The organism is Streptomyces sp. NPDC093065 (genome assembly GCF_044754585.1).
Classification (GTDB): domain Bacteria; phylum Actinomycetota; class Actinomycetes; order Streptomycetales; family Streptomycetaceae; genus Streptomyces.
This window is the reverse complement of the sequence record NZ_JBIVPJ010000007.1, coordinates 295,093-310,672: the sequence shown is the minus strand read 5'-3', so window position 1 is coordinate 310,672 and position 15,580 is coordinate 295,093. Positions and strand designations below refer to the sequence as shown.

At 72.1% G+C, this 15,580-nt stretch carries 13 protein-coding genes; 10 read left to right on the top strand and 3 right to left on the bottom strand.

The genetic code is table 11. The features are described 5' to 3' along the window. Window positions 1-48 precede the first annotated feature (48 nt). The 3 genes from ACIQFU_RS15695 to ACIQFU_RS15685 all read left to right on the top strand — a co-directional run bounded on the left by ACIQFU_RS15695 (window position 49) and on the right by ACIQFU_RS15685 (window position 3,495). Window positions 49-282 (top strand): heavy-metal-associated domain-containing protein, encoded by a 234-nt coding sequence (locus ACIQFU_RS15695; RefSeq protein ID WP_402551860.1) that lies wholly within the window; start codon window positions 49-51, stop codon window positions 280-282. Window positions 283-365: 83 nt separating this feature from the next. Further along, window positions 366-2,627 (top strand): heavy metal translocating P-type ATPase, encoded by a 2,262-nt coding sequence (locus ACIQFU_RS15690; protein ID WP_402551858.1) that lies wholly within the window; start codon window positions 366-368, stop codon window positions 2,625-2,627. Window positions 2,628-2,835: 208 nt separating this feature from the next. Next, the gene (locus tag ACIQFU_RS15685; protein ID WP_402551856.1) at window positions 2,836-3,495 is read left to right on the top strand and encodes a phosphatase PAP2 family protein; all 660 of its coding nucleotides are present in this window, start codon (window positions 2,836-2,838) and stop codon (window positions 3,493-3,495) included. A 56-nt stretch (window positions 3,496-3,551) separates the two neighbouring features. Here ACIQFU_RS15685 and ACIQFU_RS15680 read toward each other — a convergent pair whose 3' ends face one another. Beyond that, entirely contained in the window at window positions 3,552-4,004 is a 453-nt protein-coding gene (locus ACIQFU_RS15680) for a phospholipase (RefSeq protein WP_402551855.1), read from the bottom strand. 127 nt (window positions 4,005-4,131) lie between these two features. Beyond that, window positions 4,132-5,247: a Gfo/Idh/MocA family protein gene (locus ACIQFU_RS15675; RefSeq protein WP_402551854.1), complete on the bottom strand. Its 1,116-nt coding sequence runs from the start codon at window positions 5,245-5,247 to the stop codon at window positions 4,132-4,134. A 235-nt stretch (window positions 5,248-5,482) separates the two neighbouring features. Here ACIQFU_RS15675 and ACIQFU_RS15670 point away from each other — a divergent pair, with 235 nt between their 5' ends. The 3 genes from ACIQFU_RS15670 to ACIQFU_RS15660 all read left to right on the top strand — a co-directional run bounded on the left by ACIQFU_RS15670 (window position 5,483) and on the right by ACIQFU_RS15660 (window position 8,487). Further along, window positions 5,483-6,085: a Dps family protein gene (locus ACIQFU_RS15670; RefSeq protein ID WP_402551852.1), complete on the top strand. Its 603-nt coding sequence runs from the start codon at window positions 5,483-5,485 to the stop codon at window positions 6,083-6,085. An 11-nt stretch (window positions 6,086-6,096) separates the two neighbouring features. Beyond that, window positions 6,097-7,155, top strand: a complete 1,059-nt coding sequence (locus tag ACIQFU_RS15665; protein ID WP_402551850.1) for an ABC transporter permease — start codon at window positions 6,097-6,099, stop codon at window positions 7,153-7,155. Window positions 7,156-7,284: 129 nt separating this feature from the next. Continuing rightward, window positions 7,285-8,487, top strand: coding sequence for a cysteine desulfurase-like protein (locus ACIQFU_RS15660; protein ID WP_402551849.1), 1,203 nt, complete (start codon window positions 7,285-7,287; stop codon window positions 8,485-8,487). Window positions 8,488-8,512: 25 nt separating this feature from the next. Here the strand turns inward: ACIQFU_RS15660 and yicI are convergent, their stop codons facing one another. Further along, a complete protein-coding gene (gene yicI / locus ACIQFU_RS15655) occupies window positions 8,513-10,783 on the bottom strand; it encodes an alpha-xylosidase (RefSeq protein ID WP_402551847.1) in 2,271 nt (756 codons plus the stop codon). Window positions 10,784-11,068: 285 nt separating this feature from the next. Between yicI and ACIQFU_RS15650 the strand changes: the two genes are divergently transcribed. Genes ACIQFU_RS15650 through ACIQFU_RS15635 form a run of 4 tightly spaced genes read left to right on the top strand, consistent with a single transcriptional unit; the run spans window position 11,069 to window position 15,570 of the window. Continuing rightward, window positions 11,069-12,355 carry an ABC transporter substrate-binding protein gene (locus ACIQFU_RS15650; RefSeq protein WP_402551846.1) on the top strand — a complete coding sequence of 429 codons (1,287 nt, stop codon included), beginning with the start codon at window positions 11,069-11,071 and terminating at the stop codon, window positions 12,353-12,355. A gap of 11 nt (window positions 12,356-12,366) precedes the next feature. Further along, window positions 12,367-13,326 (top strand): carbohydrate ABC transporter permease, encoded by a 960-nt coding sequence (locus tag ACIQFU_RS15645; RefSeq protein WP_402551845.1) that lies wholly within the window; start codon window positions 12,367-12,369, stop codon window positions 13,324-13,326. Between the two features lie 5 nt (window positions 13,327-13,331). Further along, window positions 13,332-14,159 carry a carbohydrate ABC transporter permease gene (locus ACIQFU_RS15640; RefSeq protein WP_402551843.1) on the top strand — a complete coding sequence of 276 codons (828 nt, stop codon included), beginning with the start codon at window positions 13,332-13,334 and terminating at the stop codon, window positions 14,157-14,159. A 31-nt stretch (window positions 14,160-14,190) separates the two neighbouring features. Next, entirely contained in the window at window positions 14,191-15,570 is a 1,380-nt protein-coding gene (locus tag ACIQFU_RS15635; RefSeq protein WP_402551841.1) for a GH1 family beta-glucosidase, read from the top strand. The last annotated feature ends 10 nt before the right edge of the window (window positions 15,571-15,580 follow it).

Genomic DNA, 15,580 nt, shown 5'->3' with positions numbered 1-15,580 from the left:
GGCCGGATACCCCCGGCCCGTATTTCCCCACGATCTCCGGAGGAAGCAATGCCCTCGAACGCCACCGCACCCGTCACCACCGCCTACGCCGTCGACGGCATGACCTGCGGTCACTGCAGCGCGACGCTCACCCGGGTGATCGGCGGGCTGGACGGGGTCACCGGTGTCCACGTCGCGCTCGACACCGGCCGAGTCACCGTCACCTCCGCCGCCGAGCCGGACGACACCGCGATCGCCGAGGTCGTCGACGAGGCCGGCTACGAGCTGACCGGCCGTCTCTGACCGGCCCGCACTCCCCCGTCGACCGCCGCACCGCCGGGACCCGCACGCCGGGACCCGGCCGACGACCCGCATCAGGAGCAGCCATGACCACCAGTACGACCAGCGCACCGGCCGAGGTGGAACTCGCCATCGGCGGTATGACCTGTGCCTCGTGCGCCGCCCGGATCGAGAAGAAGCTGAACCGGATGGAGGGGGTCACCGCCACCGTCAACTACGCCACGGAGAAGGCCAAGGTCAGCTGTGCCGGTGGCGTCTCCGTCCCCGAGCTGATCGCCACGGTCGAGGCCACCGGGTACAGCGCCCGCGAACCCGAGCCGGACCGTGCCGAGCCCGCGGACGGCGCGGCGGACACCGACGCCCCCGACACACTGCGGCCGCTCAGGCAGCGGCTGGTCACGGCCGTGGTGCTGGCGGTCCCCGTCATCGCGATGGCGATGGTGCCCGCATTGCAGTTCGAGTACTGGCAGTGGCTGTCGCTGACCCTGGCCGCGCCCGTCGTGACGTACGCCGCCTGGCCCTTCCACAGGGCCGCCCTCACCAACGCCCGGCACGGCGCGGCCACCATGGACACCCTGATCTCCGTCGGCACGTCGGCGGCGTTCCTGTGGTCGCTGTGGGCGCTGTTCCTCGGCACCGCGGGCACTCCCGGCATGACGCACCCCTTCGAGCTGACCGTCGCCCGCGGGGACGGCTCCGGGAACATCTACCTGGAGGCCGCCGCCGGGGTGACCGCCTTCATCCTGGCGGGGCGGTACTTCGAGGCGCGCTCCAAGCGCAAGGCCGGTGCCGCGCTGAAGGCGCTGCTGGAACTGGGCGCGAAGGACGTCACCGTCCTGAGGGCGGGCCGCGAGGAACGTGTCCCCGTCGGCGAGTTGAGGACCGGGGACCGTTTCCTGGTCCGCCCGGGCGAGAAGATCGCCACCGACGGCACGGTGGTCGAGGGCACCTCGGCCGTCGACGCGTCGATGCTCACCGGCGAGTCCGTCCCGGTCGAGGTCGGCGTGGGCGACGGGGTCACCGGCGCGACCCTGAACGCGGGCGGGCGGCTCGTGGTCGAGGCGACCCGGGTCGGCGCCGACACCCAGCTCGCGCGGATGGCGAAGCTGGTCGAGGACGCGCAGAACGGCAAGGCCGCCGCCCAGCGGCTCGCCGACCGTATCTCCGGCGTCTTCGTCCCCGTGGTGATCGCCCTCGCGCTGGCCACCCTCGGCTTCTGGCTCGGCAACGGCTCGGGACCGGCCGCCGCGTTCACCGCCGCCGTCGCCGTCCTGATCATCGCCTGCCCCTGCGCCCTCGGCCTGGCGACCCCGACCGCGCTGATGGTCGGCACCGGGCGCGGCGCCCAGCTCGGCATCCTCATCAAGGGGCCCGAGGTCCTGGAGTCCACCCGCAAGGTCGACACCGTCGTCCTCGACAAGACCGGCACGGTCACCACCGGCCGCATGACACTGCTCGCCGTGCACACCGCGGAAGGCACCGAGGAGGCCGAAGTGCTCCGGCTGGCCGGGTCCTTGGAGCACGTCTCGGAGCACCCGATCGCCCGGGCGGTGGCCGCGGGCGCCGCCGAACGGGTCGGCATCCTGCCCGCCCCCGAGGACTTCGCCAACATACCGGGGCTCGGTGTCCAGGGCGTCGTCGAGGGGCACGCGGTCCTCGTCGGCCGCGAGAAGCTGCTCGCCGAGTGGGCCATGGAACTGCCCGTGGACCTGGCCCGTGCGAAGACCGCGGCGGAGCAGGCCGGCCGCACCGCGATCACCGTCGCCTGGGACGGCGAGCCCCGGGCGGTCCTGGAGGTCGCCGACGCGGTGAAGGAGACCAGCCCCGAGGCGATCGCCCGGCTGCGGGCACTGGGCCTGACGCCGGTCCTGCTGACCGGAGACAACGAGGCGGTGGCCGCCTCCGTCGCCCGTGAGGTCGGCATCGACGCGGAGCACGTCGTCGCCGAGGTACTGCCGCAGGAGAAGGTGGCCGTCGTCAAGCGCCTGCAGGACGAGGGGCGTTCGGTGGCGATGGTCGGCGACGGTGTGAACGACGCCGCCGCGCTCGCCCAGGCCGACCTGGGGCTCGCCATGGGCACCGGCACGGACGCGGCCATCGAGGCGGGCGATCTCACCCTCGTCCGAGGCGACCTGCGCGCCGCCGCCGACGCCATCCGTCTGGCCCGCAGGACGCTGGGCACCATCAAGTCGAACCTGTTCTGGGCCTTCGCCTACAACGTCGCCGCCCTGCCGCTCGCCGCGGCCGGACTCCTCAACCCGATGATCGCCGGAGCTGCCATGGCCTTCTCCTCCGTCTTCGTCGTCGGCAACTCCCTGCGGCTGCGGGGCTTCAAGGCCGCGGACTGACCGCCCCCGCACCGCCGGGTCGCCGGCCGGCTCCCCGAGGGGCGGCCGGCGGTCCGGCGCCGGGCCGGGAGCCGGTCGTGGGCCGGACGCTCCGCCCGATCCGGGACCCTGCCTGCCGCCGTCCCCCGGACGGGCCCCGCCCACGCGCCGACGGGTCCGGGCGCGACCAGGATGGTTCGGGTCCCCTCTCCCCGCGGAGCAGGAGCCCATGACCGAACCGACCAACGCCGACGGCGACACCCGTGGCCCGCTGGGACCGGCTCCCGCGCCGCCTCCCGCGAAGCGGCGGGCCGTCGCCGCCGTGCTCGGGGATCTGCGTGCCGTGGACGGCGCGCTGTACGCGGCGGTGGCCGCCACGTCGACGCCCGCGCTCGACCGGGCACTGCGGCGTCTGTCCCACGCCGCCGACCATTCGAAGGTCTCGCTGGGGATCGCCGCCGCGCTCGCGCTGGGCGGAGCGCGGGCACGGCGGGCGGCCCTGGTCGGCGTGGGGGCGGTCGCCGTGGCGTCGGCCTCGACGAACCTGCTGGGCAAGCGCCTGGTGCACCGGGCGCGGCCGGACCGGGAGGCGGCGCGGGTGACGGCGGACCGGTACGTGCCCATGCCCCGGTCGGCGTCGTTCCCTTCGGGGCACACGGCCGCCGCGGTCGCGTTCGCCACGGCCGTCGGCGTGGTCCTGCCCGAGGCCGCCGTACCGCTCGGCGCGCTGGCGAGCGCCGTCGGCTACTCCCGGGTCCACACCGGTGTGCACTACCCCGGTGACGTCGCCGCGGGAGCCGTCCTGGGCATCGCCAGCGCGGCCGCCGCGCTGGCGGCAGCGGCGTCCGCTCCGGTGCCGGGCCGCGGGCCGGGCGCCGGGCGGCCCTGAGCCCGGGCCCGTCGGCCCCTGTCCCCGGGCTCGCGGGCCGTTGGCCCGGCGGCCCGTCAGCCGAACACCTTGACGGCCTGGTAGTACGTCCACGCGGTGCTGTTGCAGGCGGTCTTGGTGGCACCGCCGTAGCCGGCGCAGACCCGTTTGAGGTCCTCGTAGAAGGCGCTGTCCAGACGGGACTTGTTGGCGCTGAAGGTGCCCGCGTCCTTGTAGTTGCGGTAGCCGAAGTCGTGCCGTGCGCAGGAGGTGCTGAAGGGGAAGCCGAACGGGTTGTCCGGCGAGGAGGAGCAGTAGTCGGTGGTCCAGTCGAAACCGTAGGCGGACCAGGCGGACTTGTTGGCGCGTGCAGCGGTCCAGGCGTTGTAGCTGGACGCACTGGTCTGCGTCCAGCTCGCGAGGACCTGTGCCTTGTCGGAGGGAGCGGCGTCGGCGGCCGCGGCGGTGGCGACGACGGTGGTCACGGCCAGTGCGGCGGCGGTGAGTCCGGTGGCGAGTCTGCGGTGCATCCCACACCTCCATGAGGCTGCGACCCGCCCCTCGGGCCGCAGGTTCATGTCAAGATGATGCGCACCTCGACCCCCTGTTCACACCTCCGCCGCCCCAACCCGCCGTGAACAGTGCGGTTTTGGACGGCTACGCGCGTCCTGCGGGGGCCCAGTCGGGGTGCTCGCCGTGCATGGCCGCGTAGAAGGGGTCGCCCGGCCCGACCTCCCCCGCGAGCACCGGCCGCCCGGTGAACGCCGCCTTGTACAGGGCAGCGGCGAACTCCAGCGTGGCGCGGGCCTCGACGCCGCTGCCGGGCGGCCGGACCCCGGCGTCCCAGGCGTCCAGGACGGCGCCGAGCTGTGCCGTGTGGGAGCTGGGCACGTCGGCGTGCGGGGCGCGCCAGGCGGCGGCGCGCTCGGGCGCGACATGCCGGGCCGGCGTGTAGCTCCAGTCGTCGTTGCGGTGCCCGTACAGGTGCGTCAACTCGACCGTCGCGTCGGCACAGTCGACACGCAGCCGGCTCATCTCGTCGGGGGAGAGCACACTGTTGACGACGGTGGCGAGGGCACCGCTCCCGAAACGCACCAGGGCAGTGGAGACGTCCTCGCTCTCGGTGTCGTGGACCAGGCGCGAGGCCATGGCCCGTATCTCCGCCCAGGGGCCGAGCAGATGCAGCAACAGGTCGTACTGGTGGATGCCGTGCCCCATGGTCGGGCCGCCGCCCTCGGTGGACCAGCGTCCGCGCCACGGCACCGCGTAGTAGGCGGCGTCGCGGTGCCAGGTCGTCTGGCAGTGGGCCACCAGCGGGGTGCCCAGCTCGCCGCTCGCGATCAGTTCGCGGGCGTGCGCGGCACCGGAGCCGTACCGGTGCTGGAAGACCACGGACGCGTACGCCCCGGACGCCTCCTCGGCCGCCGCGATGTCGTCGTACTCCGCCAGGGAGAGGCACAGCGGCTTCTCGCACAGCACCCAGGCGCCCGCCTCCAGCGCGGCCACCGCCTGCTCCCGGTGCAGGGACGGCGGCGTCCCGACGAGGACGAGGTCGGGTCGTACGGCGTCCAGCATGGCGTCCGTCGACGCGTACCCGGCGATGTCGCCGGGCGCCTGCGCGCGGAAGGCGTCGAGCCGGGCGGGGTCCACGTCGACGGCGGCGACCAGCTCGGTGCGGTCGGCGTGGGCGGCGAGCGCCGGCAGGTGGCTGCCGGCGACGATGGCACCGGTACCGATCACCGCGACCCGGCGGCGGGCGGGGCGTGGGGACATGCGGTTCTCCTCGGACGGCGAGAGGCGGCGGCACGGGGCGCACGCAGCGCCGTGCCGCACACATGGCTTAGAAAGCGCTTTCAAGCAAGCCCGACCATAGGCGGACGGCGATGGCCCGGACAACCCCCACCGTTTGCGGGCCGGGCGCACGCCTGGTCGACTGTCGCGGGGGGAACCGGGGCCGGCGGCCATCGCGCCGGCCCGCCCTTCAGTCCTCTCCGGAAGGAGTCCCGGCGTGAGTTCCCCGAAGCCGAAACCCTCGTCGTCCGTGGAGCAGCGGTCGGACGGCAGCCAGCCCTGGCTGCACCAGAAGGGCCGGACCATTCAGGAGTTCGGTACCGTCAAGCAGTTCCCCGTGGCCCTCAGCATGGACACCCGCCTCTACTCCTGCCAGCGGCTCAACAAGGTCCTGTCGGACACCCGGATCCTGCACGACCTGTACAAGAAGTACCACTGGCTGATGCGCGGGGCGACGTTCTACCAACTGCACCTGCTGCTGGACAAGCACGCGGGTGAACAGCTGGAGCTGATCGACACCGTCGCCGAGCGCGTCCAGACACTGGGCGGCGTCGCGGTGGGCGATCCCCGGCACGTCGCCGAGATCACCACCGTGCCGCGTCCGCCGGACGGCGTGGAGGAGGTGCCGTCGATGCTCTCGCGCCTGCTGGAGGCGCACGAGCTGATTCTGACCGAGTGTCACGACGCGGCGGCCCGCACCCAGGAGTACGGCGACGACGGCACCAACGACCTCCTGGTCTCCGAGGTCGTGCGCACCAACGAACTCCAGGCGTGGTTCGTGGCGGAACACCTCGTGGACACTCCGCTGGTCCACGCCTGACCCCGTCGGACATGGCGCACACGTCCGAGGGCCCCGAAGCCGGCCCGGAGCGCGGACGGTGGTCCGCGTTCCGGGAGACGCCGTTCTGGCCGGCCACCGTCCTGGTGCTGATCCTCGCGGCCGCGGCGGGTCTCTTCGCGGGCTCGTACACCTACTCGATGGCGAACCCGACGCCGCGCCTGATCCCCACGGCCGTGGTCGGCTCGTACGAGAAGGCGGGCGGCCGGGCCTACCTCCGCGGCCTGGAGAAGGCGCTGGACACCTCGGTGAAGGTGCATCCCTACCGGACCCGCGCCGCGGCCCACGAGGCGATCGAGCAGCAGGAGGTCTTCGCCGTCTTCGAGTTGCGCGACGACGGGCGCAGCGCCCTTCTCGACGTGTCCGGCGCGTCCGGCGCCTCGGTCGCCGAACTGCTCTCCAAGACGGCACCGGCCGTGGGCAGGAAGCTCGGCGTCCAGGTCACCGTGCGGGACGTCAATCCCCTGCAGGAGGGCGACCCGCGCGGGCTGGCGATCTTCTACATCTCGCTGGCCGCCGTCATCATCGGCTTCGTCGGCGCGATCCAGCTCAGCGTGCACGCCCGCACGCTCACCCCGGTCGAGCGCATCCTGTTCACGGCGGCCTACGCACTGCTCGGCGGGTTCGCCATCGCCGCCACGGTGGACTGGCTGCTGGGTGCGCTGGACCTGCCGTTCGTCCAGTCGTGGCTGATCCTGGCGCTCACCATGTTCGTGTCGGGCATGGTCTTCACCATGTTCAACACCATGTTCGGCCGCTGGGCGATGCTGCCCACCTGGGGCCTGATGGTGATCATCGGCAATCCTTCCTCCGGCGGCGCGGTGTCCTGGCCGCTGCTGCCGTCACCGCTCGGGACGATCGGCCGGTGGCTGCCGCCCGGGGGTTCGGTCAACGCGCAGCACACCGCGGTGTACTTCCAGGGGCATCAGCACGCGTTCCCGTTCCTGGTGCTGGGCGGGTGGGCGCTGCTGTCCTGCACGGTCTTCTGGGTCTGGCGGCACCGGCACCCCGGCGGCCGGGACAAGGATCCGACGGGGGCGGAGGACGGCTGACCGCCGGTCGGGGGCATCTGTCGCGGGCGCCGAGCGGCTGCGATCATGAGGCGGGAACACCCGCCCTCGGGAGTCCGCGCTTTCGGAAGTACCGGCTTCCGGGAGTCCCCGCCTTCGGTTGGAGTGCACATGGCCCTCGACGTCGACGCGATCCGCGCGCAGATACCCGCCCTGAAGTCCGGCTCCGCCCGCTTCGACGCTCCGGGCGGCACCCAGACACCGCAGCCCGTCATCGACGCGATCGCCGAGGCACTGTCCGGCCCGCTGGCCAACCGCGGCCGGACCACCGAGGGCGAGCGCAACGCGGACGGCATCGTCGCGGACGCCCGCAGGGCGCTGGCCGACCTGCTGGGCACCGAGCCGCAGGGCATCGTCCTCGGCCGCAGCGCGACCCAGCTCGCCTACGACCTGTCCCGGACGATCGCCAAGTCGTGGAGGCCCGGGGACGAGGTCGTCGTCACCCGACTGGACCACGACTCCAACATCCGGCCCTGGGTCCAGGCGGCCGAGGCGGTGGGCGCGACCGTGCGGTGGGCCGACTTCGACCCGGCCACCGGTGAACTGCGTCCCGAGCACGTCGAGGCGGTGCTCTCCCCGCGCACCAGGCTGGTGGCGGTGACGGCCGCGTCCAACCTGATCGGCACCATGCCCGACCTGCCGGCGATCTCCCGGCTGGCGCACGGCGTGGGCGCGCTGTGCCACGTCGACGCGGTGCACTACGCCTCGCACGCCGTCGTCGACCCGGCGGCCCTCGGGGCGGACACGCTGGTGTGCTCGCCCTACAAGTTCCTCGGCCCGCACCTGGGGGTGCTGGCGGCCCGGCCGGAGTTCCTCCAGACCCTGCGGCCGGACAAACTGCTGCCCTCCAGCGACGCGGTACCCGAGCGTTTCGAGCTGGGCACGCTGCCGTACGAGCTGCTGGCCGGCGCCCGTGCCGCGGTGGACTTCCTCGCCGGTCTGGAGCCGGACGCGCGCGGCACGCGCAGGGACCGGCTCGTCGCCTCGTTCGCGGCGCTCGAGGCCCACGAGGACGTACTGCGCGAGCGGATCGAGCGGGGCCTGGCCGGCCTGGACGGCGTCACCGTGTACTCGCGGGCCGCACGGCGCACGCCGACCCTGCTGTTCACCGTGCCGGGCCTGGGCCCGGCCGACGTGTACCGGCAGCTGGCCGAGCGGGGCGTCGACGCGCCCGCCGGGTCCTTCTACGCCCTGGAGGCCTCGCGCCGCCTGGGTCTCGGCGACGCGGGCGCCGTCCGGGTCGGGCTGGCGCCCTACACCAGCGCGGACGACGTGGACCGTCTTCTGACCGCGCTGGCCGGCCTCGGCCGCTGACCCGCGCGGCCGCACGACGGCGGCCTCACGACAGCGGTACGGTCACCTCCCCTTCGCCCTCGGCGCCGGCGCCGCCCGCGACCCGGACGGTGAAGGGGCGGTCCGTACCGGTCGCGGTCACCCGCAGCACGTCCCCCTCGCGCCGCACGCGGAAGGTCGCCGCGGGTGTGCCCAGCAGGTCGGGCACGGTGACCTCGGCCGCGTGCCCGGCGTCGGCGGCCGGGTGGACCAGCAGGGTCGGCGCGTCCAGCCAGTCGCCGTCGGGCCGCCGGTCGTCCGAGGCCAGCGGCAGGACCGCGCCCTCACGGACGTACAGGGGCAGGCTGTCGTAGCCGTGCCGTTCGGTGCGCCAGGCCGGGCCGGTGACGCGCTCGCCGGACAGGAGGTGGGTCCAGGTGCCCTCGGGGAGGTAGACCTCGACCTCCCCGTCCTCGGTGAAGACCGGGGCGACCAGGAGGTCGGAGCCGAGCATGTACTGGCGGTCCAGCGGGCGGCACGCCGGGTCCCGCGGGAACTCCAGGACCATCGGTCGCATCATCGGCACGCCGGTGCGGTGGGCCTCGGCGGCGACGCCGTAGAGGTAGGGCATCAGGCGGTGCTTGAGGAGGGTGAAGCGGCGGGCGACGTCGACGGCCTCCTCGCCGAACTCCCACGGCACCCGGTACGACGAGGAACCGTGCAGCCGGCTGTGCGAGGAGAGCAGGCCGAAGGCGAGCCAGCGCTTGAAGACCGCCGGGTCGGGCGTGCCCTCGAAGCCGCCGATGTCGTGGCTCCAGAAGCCGAAACCGCTCAGGGAGAGGGACAGACCGCCCCTGAGCGACTCGGCCATCGCCTCGAAGGACGACCAGCAGTCGCCGCCCCAGTGGACGGGGTACTGCTGGCCGCCCGCGGTCGCCGAGCGGGCGAAGAGGACGGCCTCGCCCTGCCCGCGCTCCTTCTCGAGCAGTTCGAAGACGGTGCGGTTGAACAGGTGCGTGTAGTAGTTGTGCATGCGCTCCGGGTCGGAGCCGTCGTGCCAGACCACGTCGGTGGGGATGCGCTCGCCGAAGTCGGTCTTGAAGCAGTCCACGCCCTGGTCGAGCAGGGGCTTGAGCTTCCCGGCGTACCAGTCGCGGGCGGCCGGGCTGGTGAAGTCGACCAGGCCCATGCCGGCCTGCCACAGGTCCCACTGCCAGATGTCGCCGTCGGGCCTGCGCACCAGGTGCCCGAGAGCGGCGGCCTCGTCGAAGAGCGGGGACTTCTGGGCGATGTAGGGGTTGATCCAGGCGCTGACCCGCAGCCCCTTGGCCTTGAGCCGGGCGAGCATGCCGTCGGGGTCGGGGAAGACGTCCGGGTCCCACTGGAAGTCGCACCACTGGTACTCGCGCATCCAGAAGCAGTCGAAGTGGAACACGGACAGCGGGATGCCCCGCTCGGCCATGCCGTCCACGAATTTCGTCACCGTCCGCTCGTCGTACGAGGTGGTGAAGGACGTGGTGAGCCACAGGCCGAAGGACCAGGCCGGCGGCAGGGCGGGGCGGCCGGTGAGGGCGGTGTAGCGGGTGAGGACGTCCTTGGGCGTGGGACCGGCGACGACGTAGTACTCCAGCGTCTGGTCCTCGACGCTGAACTGCACCTGGCCCACGGACTCGGACCCGACCTCGAAGGAGACCGCGCCGGGGTGGTTGACGAAGACGCCGTAGCCGCGCGAGGAGAGGTAGAACGGGACGTTCTTGTAGGCCTGTTCGCTGCTGGTGCCGCCGTCGGCCTGCCACATGTCGACGACCTGGCCGTTCTTCACGAACGGGGTGAAGCGCTCGCCGAGGCCGTAGATCTGCTCGCCGACACCGAGGGCGAGCCGGCCGAGCATGTGGTGGGCGCCGTCGCCGGTGGTGGCGAAGGCGGTGCTCTTGGCGTCGGCGCGGGTCAGCTCGCGTCCGTGCGCGTCGTGGAAGGTGAGGCCCCAGGGGCCCTCGCGGTCCAGGCGGAGGGTGAGCGGGCCGCTGGTCAGCTCGGTGACGGTGCCGTCCTGGCGCACCTCGCCGGCACCGTCCGCCGCGCCGGTGAGGGTGAAGTCGGGGCCCGGCCTGCGCTTGCCGGCGTGGTGGGTGACGCGGACGCCGATGACGCCCTCGGCGGGAGAGAAGCATTCGACCGTGAGGAGCGGCGCGTTGAGCGTGTCCCCCCTCCGCGTCACCTTCTTCACGGCGGCATGGGCGGTGAAGCGCTTCGATTCGGGACGTACATCGCGTACCTCGGTGGCGTACGTGACGTGCACGCCCTCGCGGATGAGCCAGAAGCCGTCGGTGAACTTCATGATCTTCCTTGGGTGGGGCGGGAGCTGTCGGATGGGGAGCACGGGGGCCGTCTCACAGCGTTTTGATCGTACACAGAACAAATCCCCAGGACGAGGCGTTCGCTTTACTCATGCCTCACTGACCTGGCGTTATTACGCCAGAGAACACCTTCCTCACCGCACGGAGTCCCGAGACGGGGGCCACTTTCCCCTAGCGCGGAGGCGGGTCCGTGACGTATTAGTCATCACATCAAACAAATCGGTCCGGCAAGGAAGCCGGACAGTACGACAGCAAGGGCCGCATCCATGTCGAAGCGCTTCACCTCGCTCGCCTTGACAGCCCACCCTCCGGCTGCCACACGCCGCGGGCGAGGACGCTCACGCCGAGTCCTCGCCCCGTTCACCGCCGTGTCCGTGCTGGTCGCCGGAGCGGCGCTGACCGGCTGCGGACAGCAGCGCGACGCCGGCACGTACACCGTGATGAACTCCTCGACCGACGAGTCGTACCACCGCTGGGACGCGGAGGCGATGGCCCGCTGCGGCGAGGAGCTGGGCGTCACCATCGAGCAGCAGAGTGTCCCCGCCGCGCAGGTGATGACGAAGGCGCTGCGCATGGCCTCGTCCAAGTCGCTGCCCGACATCGTGCAGTTCGACGCGTCCGAGATGCCGACCTTCGCCGACGCGGGCGGCCTGGTCGACCTCAGGACCCTCGGCCTGACCACCGACGACATCCCCGACGGGATCGTCGACTTCGGCTCGTACCAGGGCACGTACTACGGGGCGGCCCGCTCCGTGAACACCCTGGCCCTCTTCTACGACAAGGACGTCCTCGACCGGGCGGGCGTGCGGGTGCCCACCACGTGGGCCGAGTTGCGCGAGACCGCGAAGAAGCTCACGCAGGGCAAGCGGTACGGCCTGGCGCTCAGCGCGGGCGGCGCGGAGGACGGCGTCTTCCAGTTCGCGCCGTTCATGTGGTCCAACGGCGGTGACGAAACCGACCTGGACGGCCCGAAGGTGGTCGAGGCCCTGGACTACTGGAAGAGCCTGCTGAAGGACCGTTCGCTCTCGAAGTCCACGGTCAACTGGACCCAGGCGGACGTCAACGACCAGTTCATGGCCGGCAACGCGGCCATGATGATCAACGGTCCGTGGCAGGTGGAGACGCTCAACAGCGACGAGTCGCTGCACTGGGGCATCGCGCCGATTCCGGTGCCCGAGACGGGCGACGACTCGGTGGGGCCGCTCGGCGGCGCGGTCCTGACCGTGCCCAACACGGGTGACGAGGCGCGGGAGAAGACCGCCGGGAAGATCGTCGCCTGTCTGGCGAGCGAGAAGGAGCAGCTGACCTACGCGCTCAACAGCTGGATGGTCCCGGCCAACGCCGAGGCCGCCGCCGTCTGGCGCGAGAAGGTGCCCGAGCTGGACTCCCTCGCCGACCAGGTGGCCGTCGCCCGCTCCCGGACGGCGAAGCTCGGTGCCGGCTGGTCGAGCGTGTCGCTCGCCCTGCAGAGCGCCTTCCAGTCCGCCCTGACCGGCCAGTCCAGCCAGACCGCCCTGAAGCGCGCCCAGCAGCGGGCCACGAGCGGGAACTGAGGTACGCCCCGATGACCACGCCCACGTCCACCGTCGGCGCGCGGACGCCCGCGAAGGCGTCCGAGTCCGCCGCCGCTCCCGACCCCGGCCGGATCGCGCGCCGCCGCAGGCTCGCCCAGTGGGGATTCGTCGCCCCCGCCGTCGTCTTCATGCTGCTGTTCTTCGGCTACCCGCTCGTGCGCAACGTCGTGATGAGCTTCCAGGACTACACGCCGAAGACCTTCTTCACCGGTGAGGCACCCTTCAACGGCGCCGACAACTGGTCCCACGTGTTCCAGGACGCCCTGTTCGGCAAGGCGCTGTGGCACACGCTCGTCTTCACGGCGGGTTCGCTGCTCGGCCAGTTCTGCATCGGTCTGGCGCTCGCGGTCTTCTTCAGTCGCCGCTTCCCGTTGAACGGGGTGCTGCGCTCGCTGATCCTGCTGCCCTGGCTGGTGCCCATGGTGGTGTCCGGCATCGTCTGGCGGCGCATCCTCGACCAGGACACCGGCGTGCTGAACTCGTTCCTGGACACCCTCGGCATCGGCGGTCACACGCCCTGGCTGACCAGCCCGGACATGGCCCTGCTCTCGGTCGTCCTGGTCAACATCTGGATCGGCATCCCGTTCAACATGGTCATCCTGTACGGCGGTCTCCAGGAGATCCCGAAGGAACTGCACGAGGCGGCCGCGCTGGACGGCGCCTCGGCCTGGCGGACCTTCCGGTCGGTCACCCTGCCGATGCTCAAGCCGGTCGTGACGGTCGTCCTCGTGCTGGGCTTCATGTCGACGGTGAAGATCCTCGACCTGATCCTCGCCCTGACCGACGGCGGTCCGGCCGACGCCACCCAGACGCTCGGCACCCTGACCTACCAGAACTCCTTCGTCCAGCTGGACTTCGGCGCGGGCGCCGTGGTCGGCAACGTACTCATCCTGATCTCCGCCGTGTTCGCGGTGTTCTACCTGCGGGCCAACCGCACCGAGGGGAAGTGACGTCCATGGCCTCCCACCCGCCCACCGCCTCCCGGCGCCGCTGGGGCTCCACCGTCGCCGGCGTGCTCGTCCTGTGCGTGATGCTCTTCCCGCTGTACTGGATGCTCAACACCGCGCTCCAGCCCGACTCGGGGCTGCTCCAGGTCGACCCGGTGCCGGGCAGCCCGGACCTGTCCGGCTTCTCCAAGGCGATCGGCGACCAGGGCGGGCACCTGCTGACCTCGCTGGCGGTCTCGCTCGGCGCGGTCGCCATCTGCCTGGCGATCTCGGCGCCGGCCGCCTACGGGCTGGCACGGTTCGGGCTGCGCGGCTCGCGCACCATCGTGTTCGGCACGCTGATCACCCAGATGGTGCCGGGCATCGTCATCGCCAACGCGCTCTACAACTCCTACGTCGACCTGGGCCTGGTCAACTCCTACTTCGGCCTGATGCTGGCGGACGCCTCGCTCGGCATCCCGTTCTCCATCGTGCTGATGCGCTCCTTCATGGTGTCGATCCCGGGCGAGGTGATCGAGGCCGCGCAGATCGACGGGGCCGGGCCGGTGCGGACGTTCGTGCGGGTGGTGCTGCCGATGAGCCGCAACTCGCTGATCACGTCGGGGCTGTTCGCGTTCCTGTTCTCGTGGAGCGACTTCATGTTCGCGCTCACCCTGAACACGACGGACGACGTCAAGCCCATCACCCTGGGCATCTACCAGTACATCGGCGCGCACGTCGGCGACTGGGGCTCGGTGATGGCCGCGTCCGTGCTGTCGGCGGTGCCGGCGGCGGTCCTCCTCGTCCTCGCCCAGAAGTACATCGCCGCCGGGATCACCGGCGGATCCGTCAAGTGACCCTCGTACACATGGAATTGAGCTGTACAGCATGAGCGACTACCCCAGTTTCCCGCCCGGCTTCGTCCTCGGCGCCGCGACCGCCTCGTACCAGATCGAGGGCGCGGCGGCCGAGGACGGCCGCGGTCCGTCGATCTGGGACACCTACAGCCACACCCCCGGCCTGGTGGTGAACGGCGACACGGGTGACGTGGCCTGCGATCACTACCACCGCTACGCCGAGGACGTGGCGCTGCTGCGCGACCTCGGCGTCGACTCGTACCGCTTCTCCATCGCCTGGCCGCGCGTCGTGCCGGACGGCTCGGGCGCGGTGAACCCCAAGGGCCTCGACTTCTACTCCCGCCTGGTGGACGAACTGCTGGCGGCGGGCATCGAGCCGGCCGCCACCCTCTACCACTGGGACCTCCCCCAGGCCCTGGAGGACCGGGGCGGCTGGCGGGTGCGGGAGACGGCGGAGCGGTTCGCCGAGTACACGGCGGTGGTCGCGGAGCACCTGGGCGACCGGGTGCCGCGCTGGATCACCCTCAACGAGCCGTGGTGCAGCTCCTTCCTCGGCTACTCCATCGGCCGGCACGCGCCCGGCGCCAAGGAGGGCCGGGGCGCGCTCGCCGCCGCCCACCACCTGCTGGTCGGCCACGGGCTGGCCGTGCAGGCGCTGCGCGCGGCCGGGGTCCGCGAGGTCGGCATCACGCTCAACCTCGACCGCAACCTGCCCGCCACCGGCTCCCCCGCCGACCTGGCGGCGGTGGTCCGCGCGGACACCCAGCACAACCTGGTGTGGACCGAGCCGATCCTCGCCGGCCGCTACCCGGCCACCGAGGAGGAGACCTGGGGCGAGCTGATCACCGGGGCGGACTTCCGGTGCGACGGCGACCTGGAGCTGATCTCCCAGCCGCTGGACTTCCTCGGCGTCAACTACTACCGGCCGATCGTGGTCGCCGACGCCCCGCACCGCGAGAGCGACCCGGCGCTGCGCGTGGCCACGGACAACCGGTACGAGGAGGTACGGCTCCCCGGCGTCCGGCACACGGCGATGGACTGGCCCGTCGTCCCGGAGAGCCTCACCGACCTGCTGGTCGCGCTCGGGAAGCAGTACGGCGACGCGCTCCCGCCGGTCCACGTCACGGAGAACGGCTCGGCGGAGGACGACGCGCCCGCCGCCGACGGCACGGTGCACGACACCGACCGGGTCGCCTACCTGCGCGACCACCTCACCGCGCTTCGGGCGGCGATCGACGCGGGCGTGGACGTGCGCGGTTACTACGTGTGGTCGCTGCTGGACAACTTCGAGTGGGCGTACGGCTACGACAAGCGCTTCGGCATCGTGCGGGTCGACTACGACACCCAGGAGCGCACACCGAAGGACAGCTACCACTGGTACCGGGAGATGATCGCCGCGCACCGCGGCTGACGGAATGACG